This is a genomic window from Pseudomonas paraeruginosa PA7 (assembly GCF_000017205.1).
GTDB lineage: Bacteria > Pseudomonadota > Gammaproteobacteria > Pseudomonadales > Pseudomonadaceae > Pseudomonas > Pseudomonas paraeruginosa.
Window position 1 is genome coordinate 3181455 of sequence record NC_009656.1, and the last position, 19710, is coordinate 3201164.

General features: G+C 67.3%; 17 protein-coding genes. 9 read left to right on the forward strand and 8 right to left on the reverse strand.

What is annotated here, in order from left to right; translation table 11 throughout:
* Positions 1 to 184 precede the first annotated feature (184 nt).
* On the forward strand, positions 185 to 1393 hold the full coding sequence (locus PSPA7_RS14620) for an MFS transporter (protein WP_012075828.1): 1209 nt from the start codon (positions 185 to 187) through the stop codon (positions 1391 to 1393).
* 93 nt (positions 1394 to 1486) lie between these two features.
* Positions 1487 to 2590 carry an alpha/beta hydrolase gene (locus PSPA7_RS14625; protein ID WP_073624825.1) on the forward strand — a complete coding sequence of 368 codons (1104 nt, stop codon included), beginning with the start codon at positions 1487 to 1489 and terminating at the stop codon, positions 2588 to 2590.
* Between the two features lie 138 nt (positions 2591 to 2728).
* On the opposite strand, the gene PSPA7_RS14630 is transcribed toward PSPA7_RS14625, so the two are convergent.
* From PSPA7_RS14630 to PSPA7_RS14665, 8 genes are all read right to left on the reverse strand, one after another.
* Positions 2729 to 4312, reverse strand: a complete 1584-nt coding sequence (locus PSPA7_RS14630; RefSeq protein WP_012075831.1) for an aldehyde dehydrogenase (NADP(+)) — start codon at positions 4310 to 4312, stop codon at positions 2729 to 2731.
* Positions 4313 to 4428: 116 nt separating this feature from the next.
* Positions 4429 to 5433 (reverse strand): AraD1 family protein, encoded by a 1005-nt coding sequence (gene araD1 / locus PSPA7_RS14635; RefSeq protein ID WP_012075832.1) that lies wholly within the window; start codon positions 5431 to 5433, stop codon positions 4429 to 4431.
* A 27-nt stretch (positions 5434 to 5460) separates the two neighbouring features.
* Entirely contained in the window at positions 5461 to 6636 is a 1176-nt protein-coding gene (locus PSPA7_RS14640) for an L-lyxonate dehydratase (protein ID WP_012075833.1), read from the reverse strand.
* A gap of 29 nt (positions 6637 to 6665) precedes the next feature.
* On the reverse strand, positions 6666 to 7988 hold the full coding sequence (locus tag PSPA7_RS14645; protein ID WP_012075834.1) for an MFS transporter: 1323 nt from the start codon (positions 7986 to 7988) through the stop codon (positions 6666 to 6668).
* Positions 7989 to 8174: 186 nt separating this feature from the next.
* Positions 8175 to 9425 (reverse strand): OprD family porin, encoded by a 1251-nt coding sequence (locus PSPA7_RS14650; protein WP_012075835.1) that lies wholly within the window; start codon positions 9423 to 9425, stop codon positions 8175 to 8177.
* Positions 9426 to 9594: 169 nt separating this feature from the next.
* Positions 9595 to 10608: a 4-hydroxythreonine-4-phosphate dehydrogenase PdxA gene (locus PSPA7_RS14655; RefSeq protein ID WP_012075836.1), complete on the reverse strand. Its 1014-nt coding sequence runs from the start codon at positions 10606 to 10608 to the stop codon at positions 9595 to 9597.
* Complete coding sequence (locus PSPA7_RS14660; RefSeq protein WP_012075837.1) at positions 10605 to 11564, reverse strand: amidohydrolase family protein; 960 nt, start codon at positions 11562 to 11564, stop codon at positions 10605 to 10607. The genes PSPA7_RS14655 and PSPA7_RS14660 overlap by 4 nt, the downstream gene beginning before the upstream one ends.
* The gene (locus PSPA7_RS14665; RefSeq protein WP_012075838.1) at positions 11557 to 12882 is read right to left on the reverse strand and encodes an MFS transporter; all 1326 of its coding nucleotides are present in this window, start codon (positions 12880 to 12882) and stop codon (positions 11557 to 11559) included. The genes PSPA7_RS14660 and PSPA7_RS14665 overlap by 8 nt, the downstream gene beginning before the upstream one ends.
* A gap of 265 nt (positions 12883 to 13147) precedes the next feature.
* Here PSPA7_RS14665 and PSPA7_RS14670 point away from each other — a divergent pair, with 265 nt between their 5' ends.
* The 7 genes from PSPA7_RS14670 to PSPA7_RS14700 all read left to right on the forward strand — a co-directional run bounded on the left by PSPA7_RS14670 (position 13148) and on the right by PSPA7_RS14700 (position 19710).
* Complete coding sequence (locus PSPA7_RS14670) at positions 13148 to 14161, forward strand: tripartite tricarboxylate transporter substrate binding protein (RefSeq protein WP_012075840.1); 1014 nt, start codon at positions 13148 to 13150, stop codon at positions 14159 to 14161.
* A gap of 27 nt (positions 14162 to 14188) precedes the next feature.
* Positions 14189 to 14719: a tripartite tricarboxylate transporter TctB family protein gene (locus tag PSPA7_RS14675; RefSeq protein ID WP_012075841.1), complete on the forward strand. Its 531-nt coding sequence runs from the start codon at positions 14189 to 14191 to the stop codon at positions 14717 to 14719.
* Positions 14716 to 16236, forward strand: coding sequence for a tripartite tricarboxylate transporter permease (locus PSPA7_RS14680; protein WP_012075842.1), 1521 nt, complete (start codon positions 14716 to 14718; stop codon positions 16234 to 16236). Before PSPA7_RS14675 ends, PSPA7_RS14680 begins: the two co-directional genes overlap by 4 nt.
* Positions 16237 to 16303: 67 nt before the next feature.
* The gene (locus tag PSPA7_RS14685) at positions 16304 to 17251 is read left to right on the forward strand and encodes a LysR family transcriptional regulator (RefSeq protein ID WP_012075843.1); all 948 of its coding nucleotides are present in this window, start codon (positions 16304 to 16306) and stop codon (positions 17249 to 17251) included.
* Between the two features lie 81 nt (positions 17252 to 17332).
* A complete protein-coding gene (locus PSPA7_RS14690) occupies positions 17333 to 17809 on the forward strand; it encodes a hypothetical protein (RefSeq protein WP_012075844.1) in 477 nt (158 codons plus the stop codon).
* A 298-nt stretch (positions 17810 to 18107) separates the two neighbouring features.
* Positions 18108 to 18914, forward strand: a complete 807-nt coding sequence (locus tag PSPA7_RS14695; protein WP_012075845.1) for an ABC transporter substrate-binding protein — start codon at positions 18108 to 18110, stop codon at positions 18912 to 18914.
* A 79-nt stretch (positions 18915 to 18993) separates the two neighbouring features.
* Positions 18994 to 19710, forward strand: coding sequence for an amino acid ABC transporter permease (locus PSPA7_RS14700; protein WP_012075846.1), 717 nt, complete (start codon positions 18994 to 18996; stop codon positions 19708 to 19710).

The window sequence follows — 19710 nt, forward strand, 5'->3', positions numbered from 1 at the left end:
GAGCTTATATACCCATTAAGAATTGTTTAGCTAGTAACAGGCCGCCGCATACCCGAATATTCATTTGCAGCAATCATCTCCGCCTACCGCACCCTGACTTCCCTTCCCTGCCGACTCAGCCCAGGCGTTTGTCACCAGCGGAGCCGATCTCTTCTTTTCACTCTTTGGATAAGCCAGTTTTTTCATGACAACCCGCGCACTCGATACCGCCAACGAAAACCCTGAACAATCGGGCTCCTGGAGTGGCGTCCTGGCCATTGCGGTTTGCGCCTTCGCACTGGTCGCGTCGGAGTTCCTGCCGGTCAGCCTGCTGACTCCCATCGCCAACGACCTGGGAACTACCGAGGGCATGGCAGGCCAGGGCATCGCCATCTCCGGCGCCTTCGCCGTTTTAACCAGCCTGTTCATTTCATCCGTTGCCGGCAGCCTGAACCGCAAGACGCTGTTGCTGGGACTGACGGCGGCAATGGGCATGTCCGGCGCAATCGTCGCGCTCGCGCCAAACTATTTCGTCTACATGCTGGGCCGGGCGCTGATCGGCATAGTGATCGGCGGCTTCTGGTCGATGTCGGCAGCCACGGCCATGCGCCTGGTGCCTGCCAACGACGTGCCGCGAGCCCTGGCCCTCGTCAATGGCGGCAACGCTCTGGCGACAGTGGTGGCCGCGCCGCTGGGCGCCTGGCTAGGCACCCTCATCGGCTGGCGAGGGGCTTTTCTCTGCCTTGTGCCGGTAGCCCTGGTGGCACTGGCCTGGCAATGGACCACCCTGCCCTCCATGCGGGCCGGCGCGCGTGCTCCCGGCCCGGGCAATGTGTTCACGGTATTCGCTCTGCTCAAGCGTCCCGGTGTGATGCTCGGCATGCTCGCCAGCAGCCTGTTCTTCATGGGCCAGTTTTCCCTGTTCACCTATGTGCGACCATTCCTGGAGACGGTCACCGGCGTACATGGCGCGCATGTTTCGCTGGTACTGCTGGTGATCGGTGCAGCGGGCTTTATCGGCACCCTGCTGATCGACCGGGTTCTGCAACGGCGCTTCTTCCAGACACTGGTCGCCATCCCGTTGCTGATGGCCCTGATCGCCCTGGTACTGACGGTCCTTGGCGGCTGGCCCGCCATCGTTGTCGTCCTGCTCGGATTGTGGGGACTGACCGGTACCTCGGCCCCCGTCGGTTGGTGGGCCTGGATCGCCAGGGTGTTCCCAGAGGACGCCGAAGCCGGTGGCGGCCTGTTCGTCGCCGTGGTGCAACTCTCCATTGCCCTGGGCTCCACATTGGGTGGTCTGCTGTTCGATCGCACTGGCTATCAGGCGACCTTCTTCGCCAGCGCCGCGTTGCTGCTGATCGCAGCCTTCCTGACCATCCTCACCGCACGCTCGAAAGCCCCGGCCGGCTAGACCCCGGGAACGCCCGGACGCGACTTGCCTCGCGCCGCAGGCCAGGTCGTCGAGCCGAATCCCACCACGTCGATCTGATCGATGGAGAACGCCATGGAAACCAAGCACAGCAATCGAGCTCGCTCTCGCAAGGGTGCCCTGAGGGGCGCAGTCCTTGCCGGTGCGCTGATGGCTCTCGTCGGCTGCCAGACCAGTCCGGCGGCAACGACTTCGTCAAACACCGGAGGAACCAACATGCAGCTGCAATTGACCCAGGAGTGGGACAAGACCTTTCCCCTGAGCGCAAAGGTCGAACATCGCAAGGTCACCTTCGCCAATCGCTACGGCATCACCCTGGCAGCTGACCTGTACCTGCCGAAGAACCGTGGCGGCGATCGGCTGCCGGCAATCGTGATCGGCGGTCCGTTCGGCGCGGTCAAGGAGCAGTCCTCCGGACTGTATGCGCAAACCATGGCCGAACGCGGATTCGTCACGCTGGCGTTCGACCCATCGTATACCGGTGAGAGCGGCGGTCAGCCACGCAACGTCGCTTCGCCGGATATCAATACCGAAGACTTCAGCGCGGCAGTGGATTTCATCAGTTTGTTGCCGGAAGTGAATCGCGAGCGCATCGGCGTCATCGGCATCTGCGGCTGGGGTGGCATGGCGCTGAACGCCGTGGCCGTGGACAAGCGCGTCAAGGCGGTGGTGACCAGCACCATGTACGACATGACGCGGGTCATGTCCAAGGGCTACAACGACAGCGTGACCCTCGAACAGCGCACGCGAACGCTGGAACAACTGGGCCAGCAGCGCTGGAAGGACGCGGAAAGCGGTACCCCCGCCTATCAGCCGCCCTACAACGAACTGAAGGGTGGTGAGGCACAGTTCCTCGTCGACTACCACGACTACTACATGACACCCCGTGGCTACCACCCGCGGGCAGTCAACTCCGGTAACGCCTGGACGATGACCACGCCGCTGTCGTTCATGAACATGCCGATCCTCACCTACATCAAGGAGATCTCGCCACGCCCGATCCTGTTCATCCACGGCGAAAGGGCCCATTCACGCTACTTCAGCGAGACCGCCTACGCCGCTGCCGCAGAGCCAAAGGAGCTGCTGATCGTTCCGGGCGCCAGTCATGTCGACCTGTACGACCGGCTGGACAGGATTCCTTTCGATCGGATTGCCGGATTCTTCGACGAGCATCTGTAGCGTCGTGCACGCCAGGGCAACAGCGCCGGGAGATTGATTCGGCCCGCTCCCCCGCGTCCTGCCGCGCACCTCTCCGGTTTTTTCCGCGCCAGCGAGGTCCCGCTCCGCTCGAGACCTCGCCCCTCCCTGGCACCCCTTTCAAGCAACCGCCGCCCGCGTCCCAACCCCGTCCACCAACCGCGCAATCCCCAATGGGTTGCCATCCTTCAGCGCTTCCGGCAGCCACGCGTCCGGGTAGTTCTGGTAGCACACCGGGCGCAGGAAACGGTCGATGGCCAGGGTGCCCACCGAGGTGCCGCGGGCGTCCGAAGTGGCCGGGTACGGGCCGCCGTGGACCATCGCGTCGCAGACTTCCACGCCGGTCGGGTAGCCGTTGAGCAGCAGGCGTCCTGCCTTCTGTTCCAGGAGCGGTACCAGGTCGGCGAAGGACGCCAGGTCTTCCGCTTCGGCGATCAGGGTCGCGGTGAGCTGCCCGTGCAGCCCATGCAGCGCGCGCTTCAGTTCGGCGTGGTCGGCGACCTCGACGACCACGCTGGCCGGGCCGAAGACTTCTTCCTGCAGCAACTCGTCGCCCTCCAGCAGCAGGCTGACGTCCGCCTGGAACAGTTGCGGCCGGGCCTGGCGGCCCTCCTGCGGTTGCCCGGCGAGATGGCGGACGCGCGGGTGGGCGTGCAGCGCCGCCAGGCCTTTTTCATAGCTGGCCAGCGTGCCGGCGTTGAGCATGGTCTGCGCCGGCTGGTCGTCCATGCGGGCGGCGAAGCGTTCGAGGAACGCCGAGAATTGCGCAGAGCGGATGCCGATGACCAGCCCGGGATTGGTACAGAACTGGCCGCAGCCGAGCACCACCGAGGCACTCAGTTCGTCGGCCACGGCCTCGCCGCGCTTCTTCAGCGCCGCCGGCAGCAGCACCACCGGGTTGATGCTGCTCATCTCGGCGAACACCGGGATCGGCTGCGCCCGGGCGGCCGCCATGTCGCAGAGGGCGCGGCCGCCCTTCAGCGAACCGGTGAAGCCGACCGCCTGGATCGCGGGGTGGCGTACCAGCCGCTCCCCTACTCCGCCGCCGTAGATCATGTTGAACACGCCCGCCGGCATGCCGGTGCGCTCGGCCGCGCGGAGGATCGCCGCGGCGACCCGTTCGGCGGTGGCCATGTGTCCGCTGTGCGCCTTGAACACCACCGGGCAGCCGGCGGCCAGGGCCGCGGCGGTATCGCCGCCGGCGGTGGAGAACGCCAGGGGGAAGTTGCTCGCGCCGAACACCGCCACCGGGCCGAGGCCGATCCGGCACTGGCGCAGGTCGACGCGTGGCAGCGGCTTGCGTTCGGGCCGGGCGCGGTCGATGCGCGCGCCATGGAAGTCGCCGCGCCGCAGGACTTCGGCGAACAGGCGCAGCTGGCCGCTGGTGCGGCTGCGTTCGCCCTGGATGCGCGTGGCCGGTAGCGCGGTTTCACGGCAGACGATGGCGACGAAATCATCGTCCAGCGCGTCGAGTTCGGCGGCGATGGTATCGAGGAATTCCGCGCGGCGGCTGGCCGGCAGTTGCCGGTAGTGCGGGTAGGCGCTGGCGGCGGCTTCGGCGGCGGCGTCCACTTCTTCCGGGGTGGCTTGCACGAAGCGGTACGGCAGCGCCTCACCGCTGGCGGCGTCGAGGCTTTGCAGGAAGAGCGTGCCGGCCGCGCTGCGGGCGCCGCCGATGAAGTTGTGTCCGAGGATGGCTGTCATGTCGACCTCATACAGGGGAAGCCCCGCCGGGGATGGCCGGCGGAGCCGGAGCCAAGGGCTCCGCAGGAATGAAGGAATCCATGCCGCGGGTCCGGCCCATGCGCGGCGGTTGGGGGTCAGAGCGCTACTACCCGCCCCGGCGCCAGTGCCGTCTCGACGGCGGCGATGCCATTGCGCAGCGGCGCGCCGAACTCGGTCATGGCGATCTCGAAGACATCCCCCGGAGCGGCCTTGATCCCGTCGGCGAAAGACAGCGTGGCGGTGCCGAAGTAATGCACGTGGACGTCGCCCGGACGGAGGAACTGCGCGTACTTGAAATGGTGGTACTCGAGGTTCTCCAGGCTGTGGCACATGTTGTCCTCGCCGGAAAGGAACGCCTGTCGCCAGAGCACTTCGCCGTCGCGCAGGATCCGGCTCTCGCCCTGCAGGTGGCGCGGTAGCTCGCCAACCCGCAGCTCCGGCCCGTAGCAGCAGGCGCGCAGCTTGGAATGCGCCAGGTACAGGTAGTTGCGGCGCTCCATCAGGTGGTCGGAGAACTCGTTGCCCAGGGCGTAGCCGAGCCGATAAGGTCGGCGGTCATCGCCGATCAGGTAGAGCCCGACCAGCTCCGGTTCCTCGCCGGCGTCCTCGGCGAAGGCCGGTAGCGGGAGGTCCGCGCCGGGGCGCACGACGATGCCGCCGTCGCCCTTGTAGAACCATTCGGGCTGCGCGCCGACCTGACCCGCCGGTGGCTTGCCGCCCTCCAGGCCCCACCTGAAGATGCGCATGGTGTCGGTCAGCGCGGTCTCGTCGCCCTGGTGCTGCTGGTGCTGCTGGTGCATGCGGTCGCGCGTCGCGGCGCTGCCCAGGTGGGTCAGGCCGGTGCCGCTGACCAGGCAATGGGCCGGGTCTTCATGATCCAGCGGCGGCAGCACCCTTCCCTCCTCCAGCAACCCGGCATAGTCCGGGCCCGGTTCGCTGCCTCGGCGCAGCACCTCGTCGTGCAGGCCGATGCCCGCGCGAATCGCCGCCAACCCCAGTTCGCGGGTGCTGTGCACGCCGCGCAGCACCTGTATCCCGGCGCCTTCGACGACGCCGACCCGGCGCTGCCCTGCCCGGTCCTCGAATTGAATCAGCCGCATCTCGGCTCCTCCTGTGCGCTCCGAGTATCACTCGATGATGGTGAAATCCCTGAGGTGCTCTTCGGATAGCTCCAGGCCCAGGCCGGGCTTGTCGTCGTCCAGCTGGATATAGCCGTCGACCGGCTGCGGCTCGCCCTTGAACACGTAGTAGAACAGCTCGTTGCCGACCTCGACGTCGAACACCGGGAAGAACTCGGCCATCGGCGAGGCGGTGCTGGCCATGGTCAGGTGATAGTTGTGCAACTGTCCGGCGTGCGGGATCACCGGCACCGACCAGGCCTCGGCCATGGCGTTGATCTTGCGCGCGGCGGTGATCCCGCCGACGCGGTTGGTGTCGTACTGGATGACGTCCACCGCGTGGCGCTCCAGCAGATCCTTGAAGCCGTGGCCGGTGAACTCGTGCTCGCCGCCGGAGATCGGCATGATCCCCATCTTCTTCAGCTCGACGTAGCCCTCGATGTCATCGGCGATCACCGGCTCCTCCAGCCAGCGCGGTTCGAACTCGGCGAGCTTCGGCAGCATCCGCCGGGCGTATTCCAGGGTCCAGCCCATGTAGCATTCGAGCATGATGTCGACGTCCGGGCCGGCCAGTTCGCGTAGCGCGCGGACCTGCTCGATGTTCCTGCGCATGCCCGCCGGGCCGTCCTTGGGGCCGTAGCCGAAGCGCATCTTCAGCGCGGTGAAGCCCTGGTTCAGGTAGCCCCGGGCCTCTTCGAGGAAGGCGTCGAGATTGTCGTTGGCGTAGAGCTTCGAGGCGTAGGTCCAGATCTTCTCCTTGGTGCGTCCGCCGAGCAGCTTGAACACCGGCTTGTTCACCGCCTTGCCCATGATGTCCCAGATCGCCAGGTCCACCGCCGAGATGGCTGCCATGCCGATGCCCTTGCGGCCCCAGGCGTGGGTGCGGCGATACATCTTCTGCCAGATGTACTCGTAGTCGAACGAGTCCTCGCCGATGCAGATCGGCGCCAGGTAGAGATCGATGATTTCCTTGGCCACCCGTGGCGCCAGGGCGCAGTTGCCGACGCCGACGAGGCCGTCGTCGGTCTCGATCTCCACCACCAGCCAGCCGTGGAAGCGGAACGAGCCCATGGCGTCGCCCTTCTCGAACAGGATGTCGCTGGCATTGGTGCAGAAGTGCGCCTGCGGCGGGACGACCTTGCCCTTCCATTCGAAGACGCGGGTACGGACGGATTTGATTTTCATGTCGCAGCTCCTATCGGTGCGTAGTGGGGTCAGCCGGCCTGCCGCGCGCGCAGCGGGACGGACGACGATCCGGAGGTCTTCAGTCGAGCCAGCAGGCAGGCGCCGAGCAGGCCGACGGCGGCCAGGGCGAACATGCCGGCGCGCGGGTCGGCGAACAGGTTTTCCATGAGGGTCTTGAGGTTCGGCGCGACGAAGCCGCCGAGGTTGCCCAGGGAGTTGACCAGGGCGATGCCGCTGGCGGCGGCCGCGCCGCTCAGGTAGCCGGTGGGCAGGGTCCAGAACAACGGCTGCACCGCGACGAAGCCGGACGCGGCGAAGCAGAAGGCGATCACCGCCAGGCCAAGGTTGCCGGCCAGCGCCGAGGCGGCGATGCCGGCAGCGGCCATGCCCAGCATGGCCACCGCGAGTGGGCGGTGCAGGCCGCTGCGGTCGGCATGGCGGGTCACCAGGCGCGTCACCACCAGGGCGCAGGCCCAGGGAATCGCAGTGATCAAACCGACGTTCAGGCCGACCTGACCGTCGAGGAAACTGGCGATGCGGGTCGGCAGGTAGAACACCACGCCGTACACGCTCATCTGGATGGTGAAGTAGACCAGACAGAACTTCAGCACCTGGCCGTTGCGCAGTGCGCTGAGGAAGCCGTGTGGGCCGCGTGCCTGTTTGCGGGTGTCTTCTTCGGCCAGCTCGCCTTCCAGCGCCCGCTTTTGCTCGTCGCTCAGCCAGCCGGCATCGCGTGGGCGGTCGACCAGGTAGAAGTAGGCGGCGATGCCGACCAGCGAGGCCAGCAGGCCCTCGGTGACGAACAGCCACTGCCAGTTGGCCAGGCCGAATATGCCGTGGAACTCCAGCAGCCAACCGGACAGCGGGCCGCCCAGCACCAGCGCCAGCGGCAGGCCGAAGTAGAACAGGCCGAGCGCCTGGGCACGGCTGCGCTGCGGGAACCAGTAGGTGAGATAGAGAATGATGCCGGGGAAGAAGCCCGCCTCGGCGACGCCCAGCAGGAAGCGCAGGACATAGAAGGTCATGGCGTCGTCGGCGAACATCATCGCCGCCGAGACCAGGCCCCAGCTGACCATGATCCTGCACAGCCAGACCCTGGCGCCAAGGCGGTGCAGCATCAGGTTGCTGGGAACCTCGAAGCAGGCGTAGCCGATGAAGAAGATGCTCGCGCCGAACGCGAAGGCGGCATCGCCGAGCCCGCTGTCGGCTTGCAGGAAGGCGCGCGCGTAGCCGACGTTGGCCCGGTCGATGAAGGCCAGCACGTACATCAGGATCAGGAAAGGCAGGAGCCGCAGGCGGCTGGTGGCGATCGCCGAGGACAGCAGCCTGGCGTGGTCGTTCATGGCGCTCATGGAGGACTTCCCTTCTTGTTGTTGTTCGACGCGGAGGCGGCATGGCCGCTTGCGTTGGGCCGACTGTAGCCAGGCCGCTCCCGCGCGGATAATCACTTCTGCGCATTCGTCGATAACCCCAGGCAATACCTTTTCGCCAATGAGCCAATCGTCGGTTATCGGCCAGGGCCAAGCGCGGCCCCACGCTCAGAGCAGCGGCAGGGAATACGAGAGGATCAGACGGTTCTCGTCGACATCGGCGGCATGGTTGGAACGCAGCATGGCGTTGCGCCAACGCAGGCCGAGGTTCTTCAGCGGGCCGCTCTGGATCACGTAGGCGATGTCCACGTCGCGTTCCCAGGCGCGGCCGTCGGCCATTGCCTTCGTCCGGGCATGGGCGCCGCTGGCGTAGCGGGCCATGGCGGTCAGCCCGGGAATGCCCAGGGCGACGAAGTCGTAGTCGTAGCGCAGTTGCCAGGAGCGCTCGCCGGCGCTGGTGAAGTTGCGCACCTGGATGTCGTTGACCAACGGCGTGCTGGTGCCGGCGATGTAGAGCATCCCGTGGTCGCCGTACATGCGCTGGTAGCCGGCGCCGAGGCTGTGTCCGCCGTGGGTCGCGCTGAAGAAACCGCTCAGCGCGCGGTTGTCCAGTTCGCCGAGCTTCGCGGCACCTTCGTCGCGCGTGTCGAAGAGCCCGACGCTGGCGCCCAGGCGCCAGCCGCCGAAGCTCCGCTTGTGGCTCAGGCTGTAGTAATCCTGCCGGTAGATGTCTTGCAGTCGCGCCTGCCACAGCCCGACCTGGCTGCGCTCGGCGTTGAAGCGGTATTCGGCGCCCAGGTAGTCGAAGCGGTCGGAGAACGCCCCGCCTCGCCCATCCACCGAGAGATCCTGGTGGTCGCTGGAGTTGCGCTGGCTGAGCGAACGCATCTGCCCGCCGTGCAGGGTCAGGCCGGCGATTTCCTTCGAGGTCAGCATGCCGCCCTGGAAGGTCTGCGGCAGCAGGCGGCCGTCGTTGCGCAGGAGGATTGGCAGTTCCGGCAGCAGTTCGCCGAGCTTCAGTTCGGTATTCGACAGCTTCAGCTTCGGCGCCACGCCCAGTCGCGCGTAGTCGTCCGCGGCGCGTCCGTCGGCGTGGCGTGGCAGCAGCCCGGAGCCGGCACGATCAGGGCTGCTGTCGAGCTTCAGGCCGAGCTGGCCGAGCAGCTCGACGCCCAGGCCCAGGGTGCCCTGGGTATAGCCGGATTTCGCCTGGAGGAGAAAGCCTTGGGCCCACTCCTCCTGTTTCGACTGCGCCGCGCCGGGCTGTCGGAAGTCGCGATTGAAATAGAGATTGCGCAGGCCGAGGCTGACAGTGGCGTCTTCGATAAAGCCCTCGGCGCCGGCGAGCGACGGCAGGCCGGCCAGCAGGACCGGAGCGAGCGAGGCGGATTTCAGCAGGTTCGGAGCGGAACGGGTCATTGTTGTTTTTCCTTTTCCCAGGCCGAAGCGAGCCGTGGAGCGCTGTGGCTCCAGGCGATGTGTCTCGTCGAAGGTGCGAAGCCCCCTGCCCCGCCGCGACGGTACAGGGAGGCGTCAGGAGCGCGTTACGAGGGGGCGGCGCTCTGGTTGTCGTGTCGCATGCAAGCGATCAGGCTTTGCGCCTGCCCATCCGGCAGGCGATCTCGAACGCCTGGCGGGTAGCGCCGACGTCGGCCCGGCCCTGCCCGGCGATATCGAAGGCGGTGCCGTGGGCCGGCGTAGCGATGGGGATCGGCAGGCCGCCCTGGACGGTCACGCCACGGGAGAAGCCCATCAGCTTGATCGCGATCTGCCCCTGGTCGTGATACATGGTCACCACCGCGTCGAAGGCGCGGGCGTCGCCCTGCACCTTGAGGAAGATGGTGTCGGCGGGATACGGGCCGTCGGCGTCGATGCCCTCCTCGCGCGCCTTGCGTACCGCCGGGCCGATGATGTCCAGCTCCTCGCGGCCGAAGCTGCCGTTGTCGCCGTTGTGCGGATTCAGCCCGCAGACGCCGATGCGCGGCCGCGCCAGGCCGCTGCGGCGGAGCGCGGCGTCGATCAGGCGGATCGCCTCCCCTACCCGCTCCTGGCTGAGCAGGCCCGGCACCTCGGCCAGGGCCACGTGGGAGGTTACCCGCGAGGTCCAGAGGTCGTCGAGAACGTTGAACTCGCAGAACGGGCCGTCGAATCCCAGGCGTTCGGCGAACCAGTGCAGTTCGTCGCTGTGGGCCATGCCGGCCATGTGCAGCGAGGTCTTGTTCAGCGGGCCGAAGAGGATCGCGTCGGTCCTGCCGCCGCGGGTCAGTTCGAGGGCCAGGGCGAGGGTCTCCAGGCTGTAGCGGCCGCCGGCGGCACTCGCTTCGCAGCGTGGGAACTCGCCCTGGCCCTGGCCGTGCCAGGGAAGCAGCAGTGGCGTGGCGTCGGCGAAGTCCAGGGTTTCCAGCGAGTCGATGCGCCGGTAGGGGAATTCGCAGCCGGCGATGCGCATGCCGCGGCGCGCTTCCGCTTCGTCGGCGATCAGCAGGACATGCGCCTTCCCGCGCACCTCGGGCTCGGCCAGCAGGCGGGCGATCAGTTCCGGGCCGATGCCGGCCGGGTCTCCCAGGACCATGGCCAGTCGCGGTAGGGTTGGAGTGTTCATGCGGAAGTCCTCGGGTCGGGCGATGCCTGCTGCAGGCGTATGGTGTCGGGCACGGTGCGGTAGATGCGCCGCGCGTTGCCATGGAAGAGTCGTTCCTGGTCGGCGTACGGCAGGTCGGCGACGATACGCTTGAAACCGCCATAGATGTCGTCGAACGAGCCGCACAGGCTGTCCACCGGGAAATTGCTGGCGAACATCGTCCGCTCGACGCCGAACAGGGCGATGGTCTCGCGGACGATCCAGGCGTTGTCCTCGACGCTCCAGCACCGGCCGGCCTGACCGAGGCCGGAGATCTTCACCGCCACGTTGGGCCGCTCGGCGAAGCGCGCCATGGCCCGCCGCCAGCCGGCCAGGCCCTGCTCGCTGCGGTCCGCCGGCAGGCCGGCATGGTTGAGGATCAGCAGCGTGCCGGGAAAGTCGCGCGCCAGCCGCTCGGCCTCGGCAAGGTTCCACCAGGGCGTCTGCAGGTCGAAGTGCAGGCCGTGGCGCGCCAGTTCGGCGTAGCCGCGGCGCCAGCGCTCGTCGCTCATCAGGCTGCGCGTTTCGCCGACCTGTACCGGCCGGGTCGGTCCGCCGGGCTTGTGGCGGACACTACGGACCCGCGCGAAGCCCGCCTGCGCCGCCAGCACCTCGGCGGCGTCCGGCGCGTCCAGCCAGGCCTGGGCCACTACGGCGTGGGGCGCGCCGTGGCGTTCGGCGAGCCGGTGGACGAAGCGGGTCTCGCCGAGCGGGTCGCGCGGGTCCCACTCGGTTTCCACGTAGACCGTCTCGACCACCCGGTGCGCGCCCGCGTCGGTGAAATAGTCGGCCGGCAGGTAGCGCCGCTTGATCGCGCTGTAGTCGCCGTAGCGGAACGGGATGTTCTCGCCGTCCGACAGCCAGGGGTGGTAGTTCACCTGCGGATCCCAGAAATGGTGATGGGCGTCGACTATCGGTCCGTCGTACAGCTCAGCCATGTTCAGCCTCGTTCGTGTCCAGGGAAATCAACAGGGTGCCGGCGATGAAGGTCGCCGAGCATAGGGCGAAGAAGCCCAGCACCGCGGCATAGCCGCCCAGGTGCTGCAGCAGCAGCCCGACCAGGATCGGCACGGCGATGCCGCCGAGGCTGCCGGCCATGTTCATCACGCCACCGATCAGGCCGACCCGCGACGGCGCGGCGAGCAGAGCCGGGAAGCTCCAGTACAGGCTGCCCCACATCAGGAAGAAAGCGGTCAGCGCCAGCAGGGTCACGGCGGCATAGGCGTCGCTCATGCCCGGCAAGAGCAGGAAGGCGACCAGCGCCACCAGCCCGGAGAACGTCAGCAGTCCCTTGGCCGCCAGGCCGCGGCGCACGCCCTTGCGGATCAGCAGGTCGCAGAGGAAGCCGCCGACCAGCGAGCCGATGGCGCCGCAGAGGAAGATCACGAAGGTCGCCGCGCCGATGCCCTTGATGTCGAAGCCGCGCGCCTGGGCCAGGTAGCTCGGCCCCCAGGTCAGCAGGCCGAAGAACACCATTGCCCAGCTGGCGCGGCCGAGGACGATGCCGGCCAGCGAACGGGAAGCGATGCCCAGGCCGCCGCTCGCCTGTCGGGCGGCGTCGGCCGGCGGCGCGGCGCGGTCGGCGTCGATCCTCTCCAGTTCGGCGGCGTTGACCCCGGGGTGCTCGCCGGGCCGGTCGCGCAGGTAGTGCCAGGCGAGCCAGGCCATGGCCAGGGTGGCGATGCCGGCGATGAAGAAGGCGCTGCGCCAGGAACCGAGCGCGGCGATCAGGTAGGCGATGACCAGGCCGCCGAGGGCGACGCCCAGTGGCCCGCCGCAATCCATCAGCACGGCGCCGCGGCTGCGCTCGCTGGCGCCCAGCCACAGCGAGTTGAGCTTGCCGCCGGAGGGGAACAGCGGCGCCTCCGCCGCGCCCAGGGCGACCCGCGCGAACATCAGCGACAGGCCGCCGCTGGCGAAGGCGGCGAGGGTCTGGAAGGCCCCCCAGAGCCCGGTGGACCAGCCGATCACCCGGCGCGGGCCGTAGCGGTCGATCAGCCAGCCGCCGGGAATCTGCAGCAATGCGTAGGCCCAGAAGAAGCTACTGAGGATCAGGCCCTGCATGCCTGGCGTCAGTTCGAATTCACCGGCGATGGTGGGCATGGCGATGGACAGGGAGACGCGGTCGACCAGGTTGATCACGGTGAGCGCGAAGATGATGGCGAAGATGCGCCAGCGGACGTTGCTGGGTTTTGCGGCAGTGGCCTTTTTCTGGGCAGGATCAGCCTGGAGCACGGCGGTCTGTGCCTGAACCATGGGTCGTACCTCTTTTTTGTTGTTCTTGTGCTGCGGACCTGGGTTGGCAGGTCCGGCAGACCCACTATCCGGCCTTGCATCGATAACCGTCTAATCAAAGCTGCTCATATGGCCATTTCCCACGGTTATCGCTTGGCGCTTCCTGCCCGCGTCTCCCAGGGATAACCCGGGGCTATCGGTGTATGCCTTATTTTGAGTGGACGCTTATCGGTTCGCTTCGCACACTCCGGCCTACCCATAACAACAACGACAATCAGAGGCCTCCATGCGAACCGTATCCGCGCGCTCCATCCCGTCGCTCCTCGCCGCCTGCGCCCTGCTCTGCTGCGCCGCCCTGCCCGCCCTGGCGGACACCTGGAAACCCACCGAGAACCTGGAGATCGTCGTGGCCGGCGGTCCCGGCGGCGGCACCGACCAGCTCGCCCGGCTGATCCAGTCGGCGATCAGCCAGAACAAGCTGCTCGAGGTCAATACCGTGGTGCTGAACAAGGGCGGCGGCAACGGCGCCGAGGCCTTCCTCGACCTGAAGCTGGCCAGGGGCGATGCGCACAGGCTGGTGATCGGCACCAACAACGTCTACCTGCTGCCGCTGGTGGCCAGGCTGGGCTACCAGTGGACCGACCTGACCCCGGTGGCGGCGGTCGCCGAGGACGATTTCATCCTCTGGACCTACCAGGCGGCGCCGTGGGCGGACGCCTCGGCATTCTTCGCCGATCTGAAGAAGGACGCGGCAGGCATGCGCTTCGGCGGCAGCCAGTCGAAGGATGTCGACCAGACCCTCAGCCTGCTGCTCGGCAAGCAGGCCGGCGCCAGGCTGACCTACATCCCCTTCAAGAGCGGCAGCGAGGCCTCCATCCAACTGGCCGGCAAGCACATCGCCGCCAACCTCAACAACCCGGCGGAAAGCCTCAGCCAGTGGCGCGGCGGCCAGGTCAGGCCGCTCTGCGTGTTCAGCCACGAACGCATGATCTACACCGCCAAGGTCACGGCGGAGCAGTCCTGGGCAGACATTCCCACCTGCCACGAACAGGGACTGGGCATCGACCAGTACCGCTTCCCGCGCACGGTGTTCCTGCCCGGCGGCGTCAGCGACGCGCAGCGCGCCTTCTACGTCGAGTTGATGCGCAAGGTCAGCCAGACCGCCGAGTTCAAGGACTATGTCGCGCGTTCGGCGCTGGCCCCGACCTTCCTCGCTGGCGAGGAACTGGTGGCCTACATCGAGCGGGATCGCCAGCGCGCCATCCCGCTGTTCCGCGACGCCGGCTGGCTCCGCCAGTAACGCCCGCCACGCGAACAGGAGACGCGCATGTCCAGTTCATCCGACGCGCCGCTGGTGTCCACCCGCTGGGTGGAGATCGGCCTGGCGCTGTTCACCGCCGCCCTCGGCGCGCTCGTCATGTACGGCAGCCTGGATATCGGCATCGGCTGGGGCGACGCCGGTCCGGAAGCCGGCTACTTCCCCTTCTACATCGGCCTGCTGCTGAGCGCTGCCAGCCTCGGCAACCTGCTCATGGCGCTGTGGCGCTGGCACGCGCTGGGCTCGACGTTCGTCGCCCGCGCGGCGTTCCGCCGGGTGCTCGCGGTGTTCCTGCCGATCGCCGCCTACGTGGCGGCCATGCCGTTCGCCGGGATCTACCTCGCCTCCGCGTTGTTCATCGCCTGGTTCATGTGGCGCGACCGCAGCCGCGACGAACCCTACGGTGTGCCGCTGATCGTCACGCTGTCCTGCGGCGCGGCGCTGGCCAGCTACCTGGTCTTCGCCCTCTGGTTCAAGGTGCCGCTGGATGCCGGGGTACTGGCCGACCTCGCGGCCTACGTCGGGAGCGCCAGGCCATGAGCGAATTCGATTCCCTGATGCAGGGCATGAGCCTGGTTCTCAGCGCCCATCACCTCGGCCTGATGGTCATCGGCGTGCTGCTCGGCATCCTGGTCGGCGTGCTGCCGGGCCTCGGTGCGCCGAACGGGGTGGCGCTGCTGCTGCCGCTGACCTTCAGCATGTCGCCGGTGGCGGCGATCATCCTGCTTTCCTGCATGTACTGGGGCGCGCTGTTCGGCGGCTCGATCACCTCGATCCTGTTCAATATCCCCGGCGAGCCGTCGTCGGTGGCCACCACCTTCGACGGCTATCCGATGGCGCGCAACGGCCGGGCCGGCGAAGCGCTGACCGCCGCCTTCACCTCGGCGCTCCTCGGGGCGCTGGCCGGCGTGCTGCTGCTGACCTTTCTGTCCACCCATATCGCTCGCTTCGCCCTGGCGTTCAGCTCGCCCGAGTTCTTCGCCGTCTACCTGCTGGCGTTCTGCACCTTCATCGGCATGAGCAGGAACCCGCCATTGAAGACCCTGGTGGCGATGACGATCGGCTTCGCCATGGCCGCGGTGGGCATGGATACCGTGTCCGGCGACCTGCGCCTGACCTTCGACCAGCCCTGGTTGCTCTCCGGGCTGAGTTTCGAGGTGGCGGTGATCGGTCTGTTCGGCATCGGCGAGATCCTCTGCACGGTGGAGGAAGGCCTGGTGTTTCGCGGCGAGCGCGCACGCATCACGCCGAGGGTGATCCTGCGTACCTGGGCCAGGCTGCCGCGCTACTGGCTGACCTGGCTGCGCAGCGCGCTGGTCGGCTGCTGGATGGGCGTCACTCCGGGCGGCCCCACCGCCGCCTCGTTCATGAGCTACAGCCTGGCGCGGCGCTTCTCGAAGAACCGCGAGAACTTCGGCAAGGGCGAGGTGGAAGGCGTGATCGCTCCGGAGACTGCCGACCACAGCGCCGGCACCAGTGCCCTGCTGCCGATGCTGACACTCGGCATCCCGGGCTCTGCGACCGCCGCGGTGATGCTCGGCGGCCTGATGATCTGGGGGCTGCATCCCGGGCCGACGCTGTTCGTCGAACAGCACGACTTCGTCTGGGGCCTGATCGCCAGCATGTACCTGGGCAACGTGGTGAGCCTGATCGTGGTACTGGCGACCGTGCCGCTGTTCGCCTCGATCCTGCGGATTCCGTTCGCCATCGTCGCGCCGATCATCGTCATGGTCTGCGCCATCGGTGCCTACTCGGTGCACAACGCCATGCTCGACGTGGTCCTGATGCTGCTGTTCGGCGCGCTCGGCTACCTGTTCAAGAAACTCGGCTACCCCATCGCCCCGCTGGTGCTCGCCGCGGTGCTCGGCGACAAGGCCGAGGATGCGTTCCGCCAATCGATGCTGTTCTCCGATGGGCAACTCTCGGTGTTCTGGTCCAACCCGCTGGTTGCCAGCCTGACTGGCGCGGCGCTGGCGATGTTGTTCTGGCCGTTGCTGGCGCGCTGCGCCGGGTCGCTGCTCCGGCGTGGCCGACGGGCTCTTCGGCATGCCGCCTGAGCCTGTGCCTGGCGGCGGGGTGGATTTCTTGTCACCCTGGGTTTCCCCGCCGCCAGCGAGATACGCCATGTCCCGGATTCCCGACGCCAGCATCATCCACAGCCGCCTGCGGCTGCGCCAGTTGCGCCTGATGCTGGCCCTGGAGGAACTCGGCTCGCTGCGCCGCGCCGCCGACGAGATCGGCATGACCCAGCCGGCGGCGACCAAGATGCTCCACGAGGCCGAAGACCTGCTCGGCGTCGAGCTGTTCGAGCGCTTGCCGCGCGGCATGCGCGCGACACCTTTCGGCGAGACGCTGATCTACTACTCGCGGATGATCTTCGCCGAGCTGTCCGGGATGCGCGAGGAACTGGTCGCGCTGGAGTCCGGCAACCTCGGCCGGGTCACCGTCGGGGCGATCCCGGCGCTGGCCTCGAGCCTGCTCACCCGCACCATCGCCACCCTGAAGCAGAGTCATCCACGGCTGTCGATGAGCATCCAGGTGGATACCAGCGACGTGCTGGTCCAGGCCCTGCAACAGGACCAGCTGGACGTGGTGCTCGGGCGCATCCCCAGCGGGGCGCGCACCGACGACCTGGTGTTCGACAGCCTCGGCGAGGAGGAGCTCTGCGTGGTGGTCGGCGCGCAGAACCCGTTGTCGCAGGCACGCAAGCTGGACTGGGGCGAGTTGCAGGAGCTGACCTGGGTGTTGCAGCAGCACCCCAGCCCGATGCGCGGGATCGTCAACCAGGCCTTCCACAATGCGCGCATCGACCTGCCGAGCAGTATCGTCGAGACTACCTCGATCATGACCCTGCTCTCCCTGCTGCAGCAGACCGACATGATCGGCATCACCCCGCGCTCGGTGATCGAGGACTACCCGGGCAAGCACCTGCTGGCGATCCTGCCGATCCAGCTGGAGCCGCGCCTGCCGCCCTACGGCCTGATCACCCGACGCAACCGGGTCCACTCCTCGGCGATGCAGACCTTCATGGCCAGCGTGCATGCCGAACAGGCGCGGCAACTGGCGAAGTGACCGGCGCTAGCACAAATGAGCTAATAGCCGCGAGCCGGCTGGACCTCTAACATCCTGCGGTATTTCAACGGAGTGAATGCCATGCCCTCGATCAAGCCCTTCGGTCTCGCCCTGCTCGTCCTCGGTCTCAGCGCCTGCGCCTCCCTCGGCCAGTCGGGGAATCGCGACAACGAGGTCCAGGTCGCCGCACAGAAGCTCATCGGCCAGCCCGCCGGCAAGGCCTTCGAACTGTTCGGCAAGCCCGACCAGGGCCTTGGCCCTTCGTCCTACGGTAGCGGCGGCTTCTACGCCTGGAACCGCGTGCGGACCCACATGGGGCCGGACAAGGTCTTCATACAGACCGGCAGCGAGTACGTCGGCCAGCGCGAGACCTGGGTCGGCGTCGGTGGCCAGGGGGTCGCCGGCATGGCGCCGGTGAGCAGCGAGGCGGTCTATCGCAAGACCGGCTACTACGAGAACCAGACCATCCTCGACTATTTCTGCAGCATCACCCTGTACACCGACAGCCGGGACATCATCACCAACGCCAGCGTGATCGACTGCCGGGACAGCCGCTGACGGCGGCCGCCAGGCCTCGACCCGCCTTCCCGACGACGAAACCCGGCGCGGGAACCTCGGCGGTCATGGCCTTGCGCTATCGTTTTTTATTTCCTTGAATCCTTGTTTTCATGGTTCTTATTTCTTTTGGAAATAAGATAGATCGATTCATTCTTTTCTCCCGACCTTGGGCCCCTGCCAAACTCCTTTCGCCACGGGATACCCCCGCGCCGACACGGCGGCATTCCCATCCGGAATGCCCGCCCCCCATTGCAAGGCCCTGATCGTCGATCACGGCCGACAAGGAGCTGGAACTTTCATGAAGAAACTCCCTGCCATCACCGCCCTCGCCCTCGCCCTGGTCTCCGGCCTGGCCCAGGCCGATCGCCTGGAGGACATCCGCAAGGCCGGCGTGCTGCGCGTCGCGTCCTTCGACAGCAACCCGCCGTTCGGTTTCGTCGACGCCAAGAGCAAGCAGATCGAAGGCCTCGACGTCGACTACGCCAAGGCCCTGGCCGACAAGCTGGGTGTCCGCCTGCAAGTGCTGCCGACCAACCCGGCCAACCGCATCCCGCTGCTGACGGCGAACAAGGTCGACCTGGTCCTGGCCAACTTCACCATCACCCCGGAGCGCGCCCAGCAGGTGGACTTCAGCATCCCCTACTTCTCCTCCGGCCAGCAGTTCATCGTCAAGAAAGGCACCCTGACCTCGCCGGAAGTCCTCAACAAGTGGCGGGTCGGCGTGGACAAGGGCACGGTCAACGAAGGCGTGCTGCGCGAGAAGTTCCCCGGCGCCAAGGTCATAGCCTACGACGACACGCCCTTCGCCTTCACCGCCCTGCGCAACGGCCAGGTCCAGGCCATCACCCAGGACGGTCCGAAACTGATCGGCCTGCTGGCCAACGTGCCCGACCGCGACAAGTACGAAGTGCCGCCCTTCACCATTTCCAACGACCTGATCGGCGTCGGTATACCCAAGGGCGAGAAGGCCCTGACCGAATTCGTCGACAAGAGCCTGCGCGAGCTGGAGCAGGACGGCCAGGCGCAGAAGATCTACGACACCTGGTTCGGTCCGCAGACCAAGACCCCGCTGGCGCGCCTGTACAGGATCGGCGACAAGAGCTGAGCGGCCCGCTTCGCCCGCACCACCGCGCGCCTCACTTCGCTGAGGCGCGTTTTTCGTTCTACCCGACGGAATCCCGCACATGTTCGGCGAACTTCTCGCCCCGCAGTACCTGCGCTGGTTGCTCGACGGCTTCCTGCTGACCCTCGGCCTTTCCCTGCTCAGTTGCCTGCTCGCCACTCTGGTCGGCGCCCCCCTGGCCATCGCCCGGCTGTCGCGCCGGCGCCTGCTGTCCTGGCCGGCGCGCGCCTACCTGGCGCTGTTCCGCAATACCCCGCTGCTGGTGCAGCTGTTCTTCTGGTACTTCGGCGTTCCCGCGCTGCTGCCGGAGGAACTGGTGAGCTGGCTGAACACGCCGCACGAGACGCCCCTGCTCGACTGGCCGTCCTTCGAGTTCCTCGCCGGCGCCTGGGGATTGACCCTGTACACGTCGGCCTTCGTCGCCGAGGAGTTCCGCGCCGGCATCGCCTCGGTACGCCCCGAGCAGCGCGCCGCCGGCCTCGCCCTGGGGCTGACCCAGCGCCAGGTATGGCGCGTGGTGGTGCTGCCGCAGGCCCTGCGCACGGCCCTGCCGCCGCTGCTCGGGCAGTACATGAATGCGCTGAAGAACTCCTCGCTGGCGATGGCCATCGGCCTGGCCGAGCTGTCCTACGCTTCGCGCCAGGTGGAAACCGAAACCTTCAAGACCTTCCAGGCCTTCGGCATCGCCACCCTCCTCTACATCGGCGCCATCGCCCTGATCGAAGCCTTCGGCCAGGCGTTGCAGCAGACCCGCCGCTATCGCCAGGGAGGTGCCTGA

Coding starts and splice junctions, on each gene's coding strand:
- PSPA7_RS14655 (WP_012075836.1), bottom strand. CDS start 10,608: ATGAACACTCCAACCCTACCGCGACTGGCCATGGTCCTGGGAGACCCG.
- PSPA7_RS14690 (WP_012075844.1), top strand. CDS start 17,333: ATGCCCTCGATCAAGCCCTTCGGTCTCGCCCTGCTCGTCCTCGGTCTC.
- PSPA7_RS14645 (WP_012075834.1), bottom strand. CDS start 7,988: ATGAGCGCCATGAACGACCACGCCAGGCTGCTGTCCTCGGCGATCGCC.
- PSPA7_RS14630 (WP_012075831.1), bottom strand. CDS start 4,312: ATGACAGCCATCCTCGGACACAACTTCATCGGCGGCGCCCGCAGCGCG.
- PSPA7_RS14685 (WP_012075843.1), top strand. CDS start 16,304: ATGTCCCGGATTCCCGACGCCAGCATCATCCACAGCCGCCTGCGGCTG.
- PSPA7_RS14665 (WP_012075838.1), bottom strand. CDS start 12,882: ATGGTTCAGGCACAGACCGCCGTGCTCCAGGCTGATCCTGCCCAGAAA.
- PSPA7_RS14650 (WP_012075835.1), bottom strand. CDS start 9,425: ATGACCCGTTCCGCTCCGAACCTGCTGAAATCCGCCTCGCTCGCTCCG.
- PSPA7_RS14660 (WP_012075837.1), bottom strand. CDS start 11,564: ATGGCTGAGCTGTACGACGGACCGATAGTCGACGCCCATCACCATTTC.
- PSPA7_RS14680 (WP_012075842.1), top strand. CDS start 14,716: ATGAGCGAATTCGATTCCCTGATGCAGGGCATGAGCCTGGTTCTCAGC.
- araD1 (WP_012075832.1), bottom strand. CDS start 5,433: ATGCGGCTGATTCAATTCGAGGACCGGGCAGGGCAGCGCCGGGTCGGC.
- PSPA7_RS14620 (WP_012075828.1), top strand. CDS start 185: ATGACAACCCGCGCACTCGATACCGCCAACGAAAACCCTGAACAATCG.
- PSPA7_RS14695 (WP_012075845.1), top strand. CDS start 18,108: ATGAAGAAACTCCCTGCCATCACCGCCCTCGCCCTCGCCCTGGTCTCC.
- PSPA7_RS14640 (WP_012075833.1), bottom strand. CDS start 6,636: ATGAAAATCAAATCCGTCCGTACCCGCGTCTTCGAATGGAAGGGCAAG.
- PSPA7_RS14675 (WP_012075841.1), top strand. CDS start 14,189: ATGTCCAGTTCATCCGACGCGCCGCTGGTGTCCACCCGCTGGGTGGAG.
- PSPA7_RS14625 (WP_073624825.1), top strand. CDS start 1,487: ATGGAAACCAAGCACAGCAATCGAGCTCGCTCTCGCAAGGGTGCCCTG.
- PSPA7_RS14670 (WP_012075840.1), top strand. CDS start 13,148: ATGCGAACCGTATCCGCGCGCTCCATCCCGTCGCTCCTCGCCGCCTGC.
- PSPA7_RS14700 (WP_012075846.1), top strand. CDS start 18,994: ATGTTCGGCGAACTTCTCGCCCCGCAGTACCTGCGCTGGTTGCTCGAC.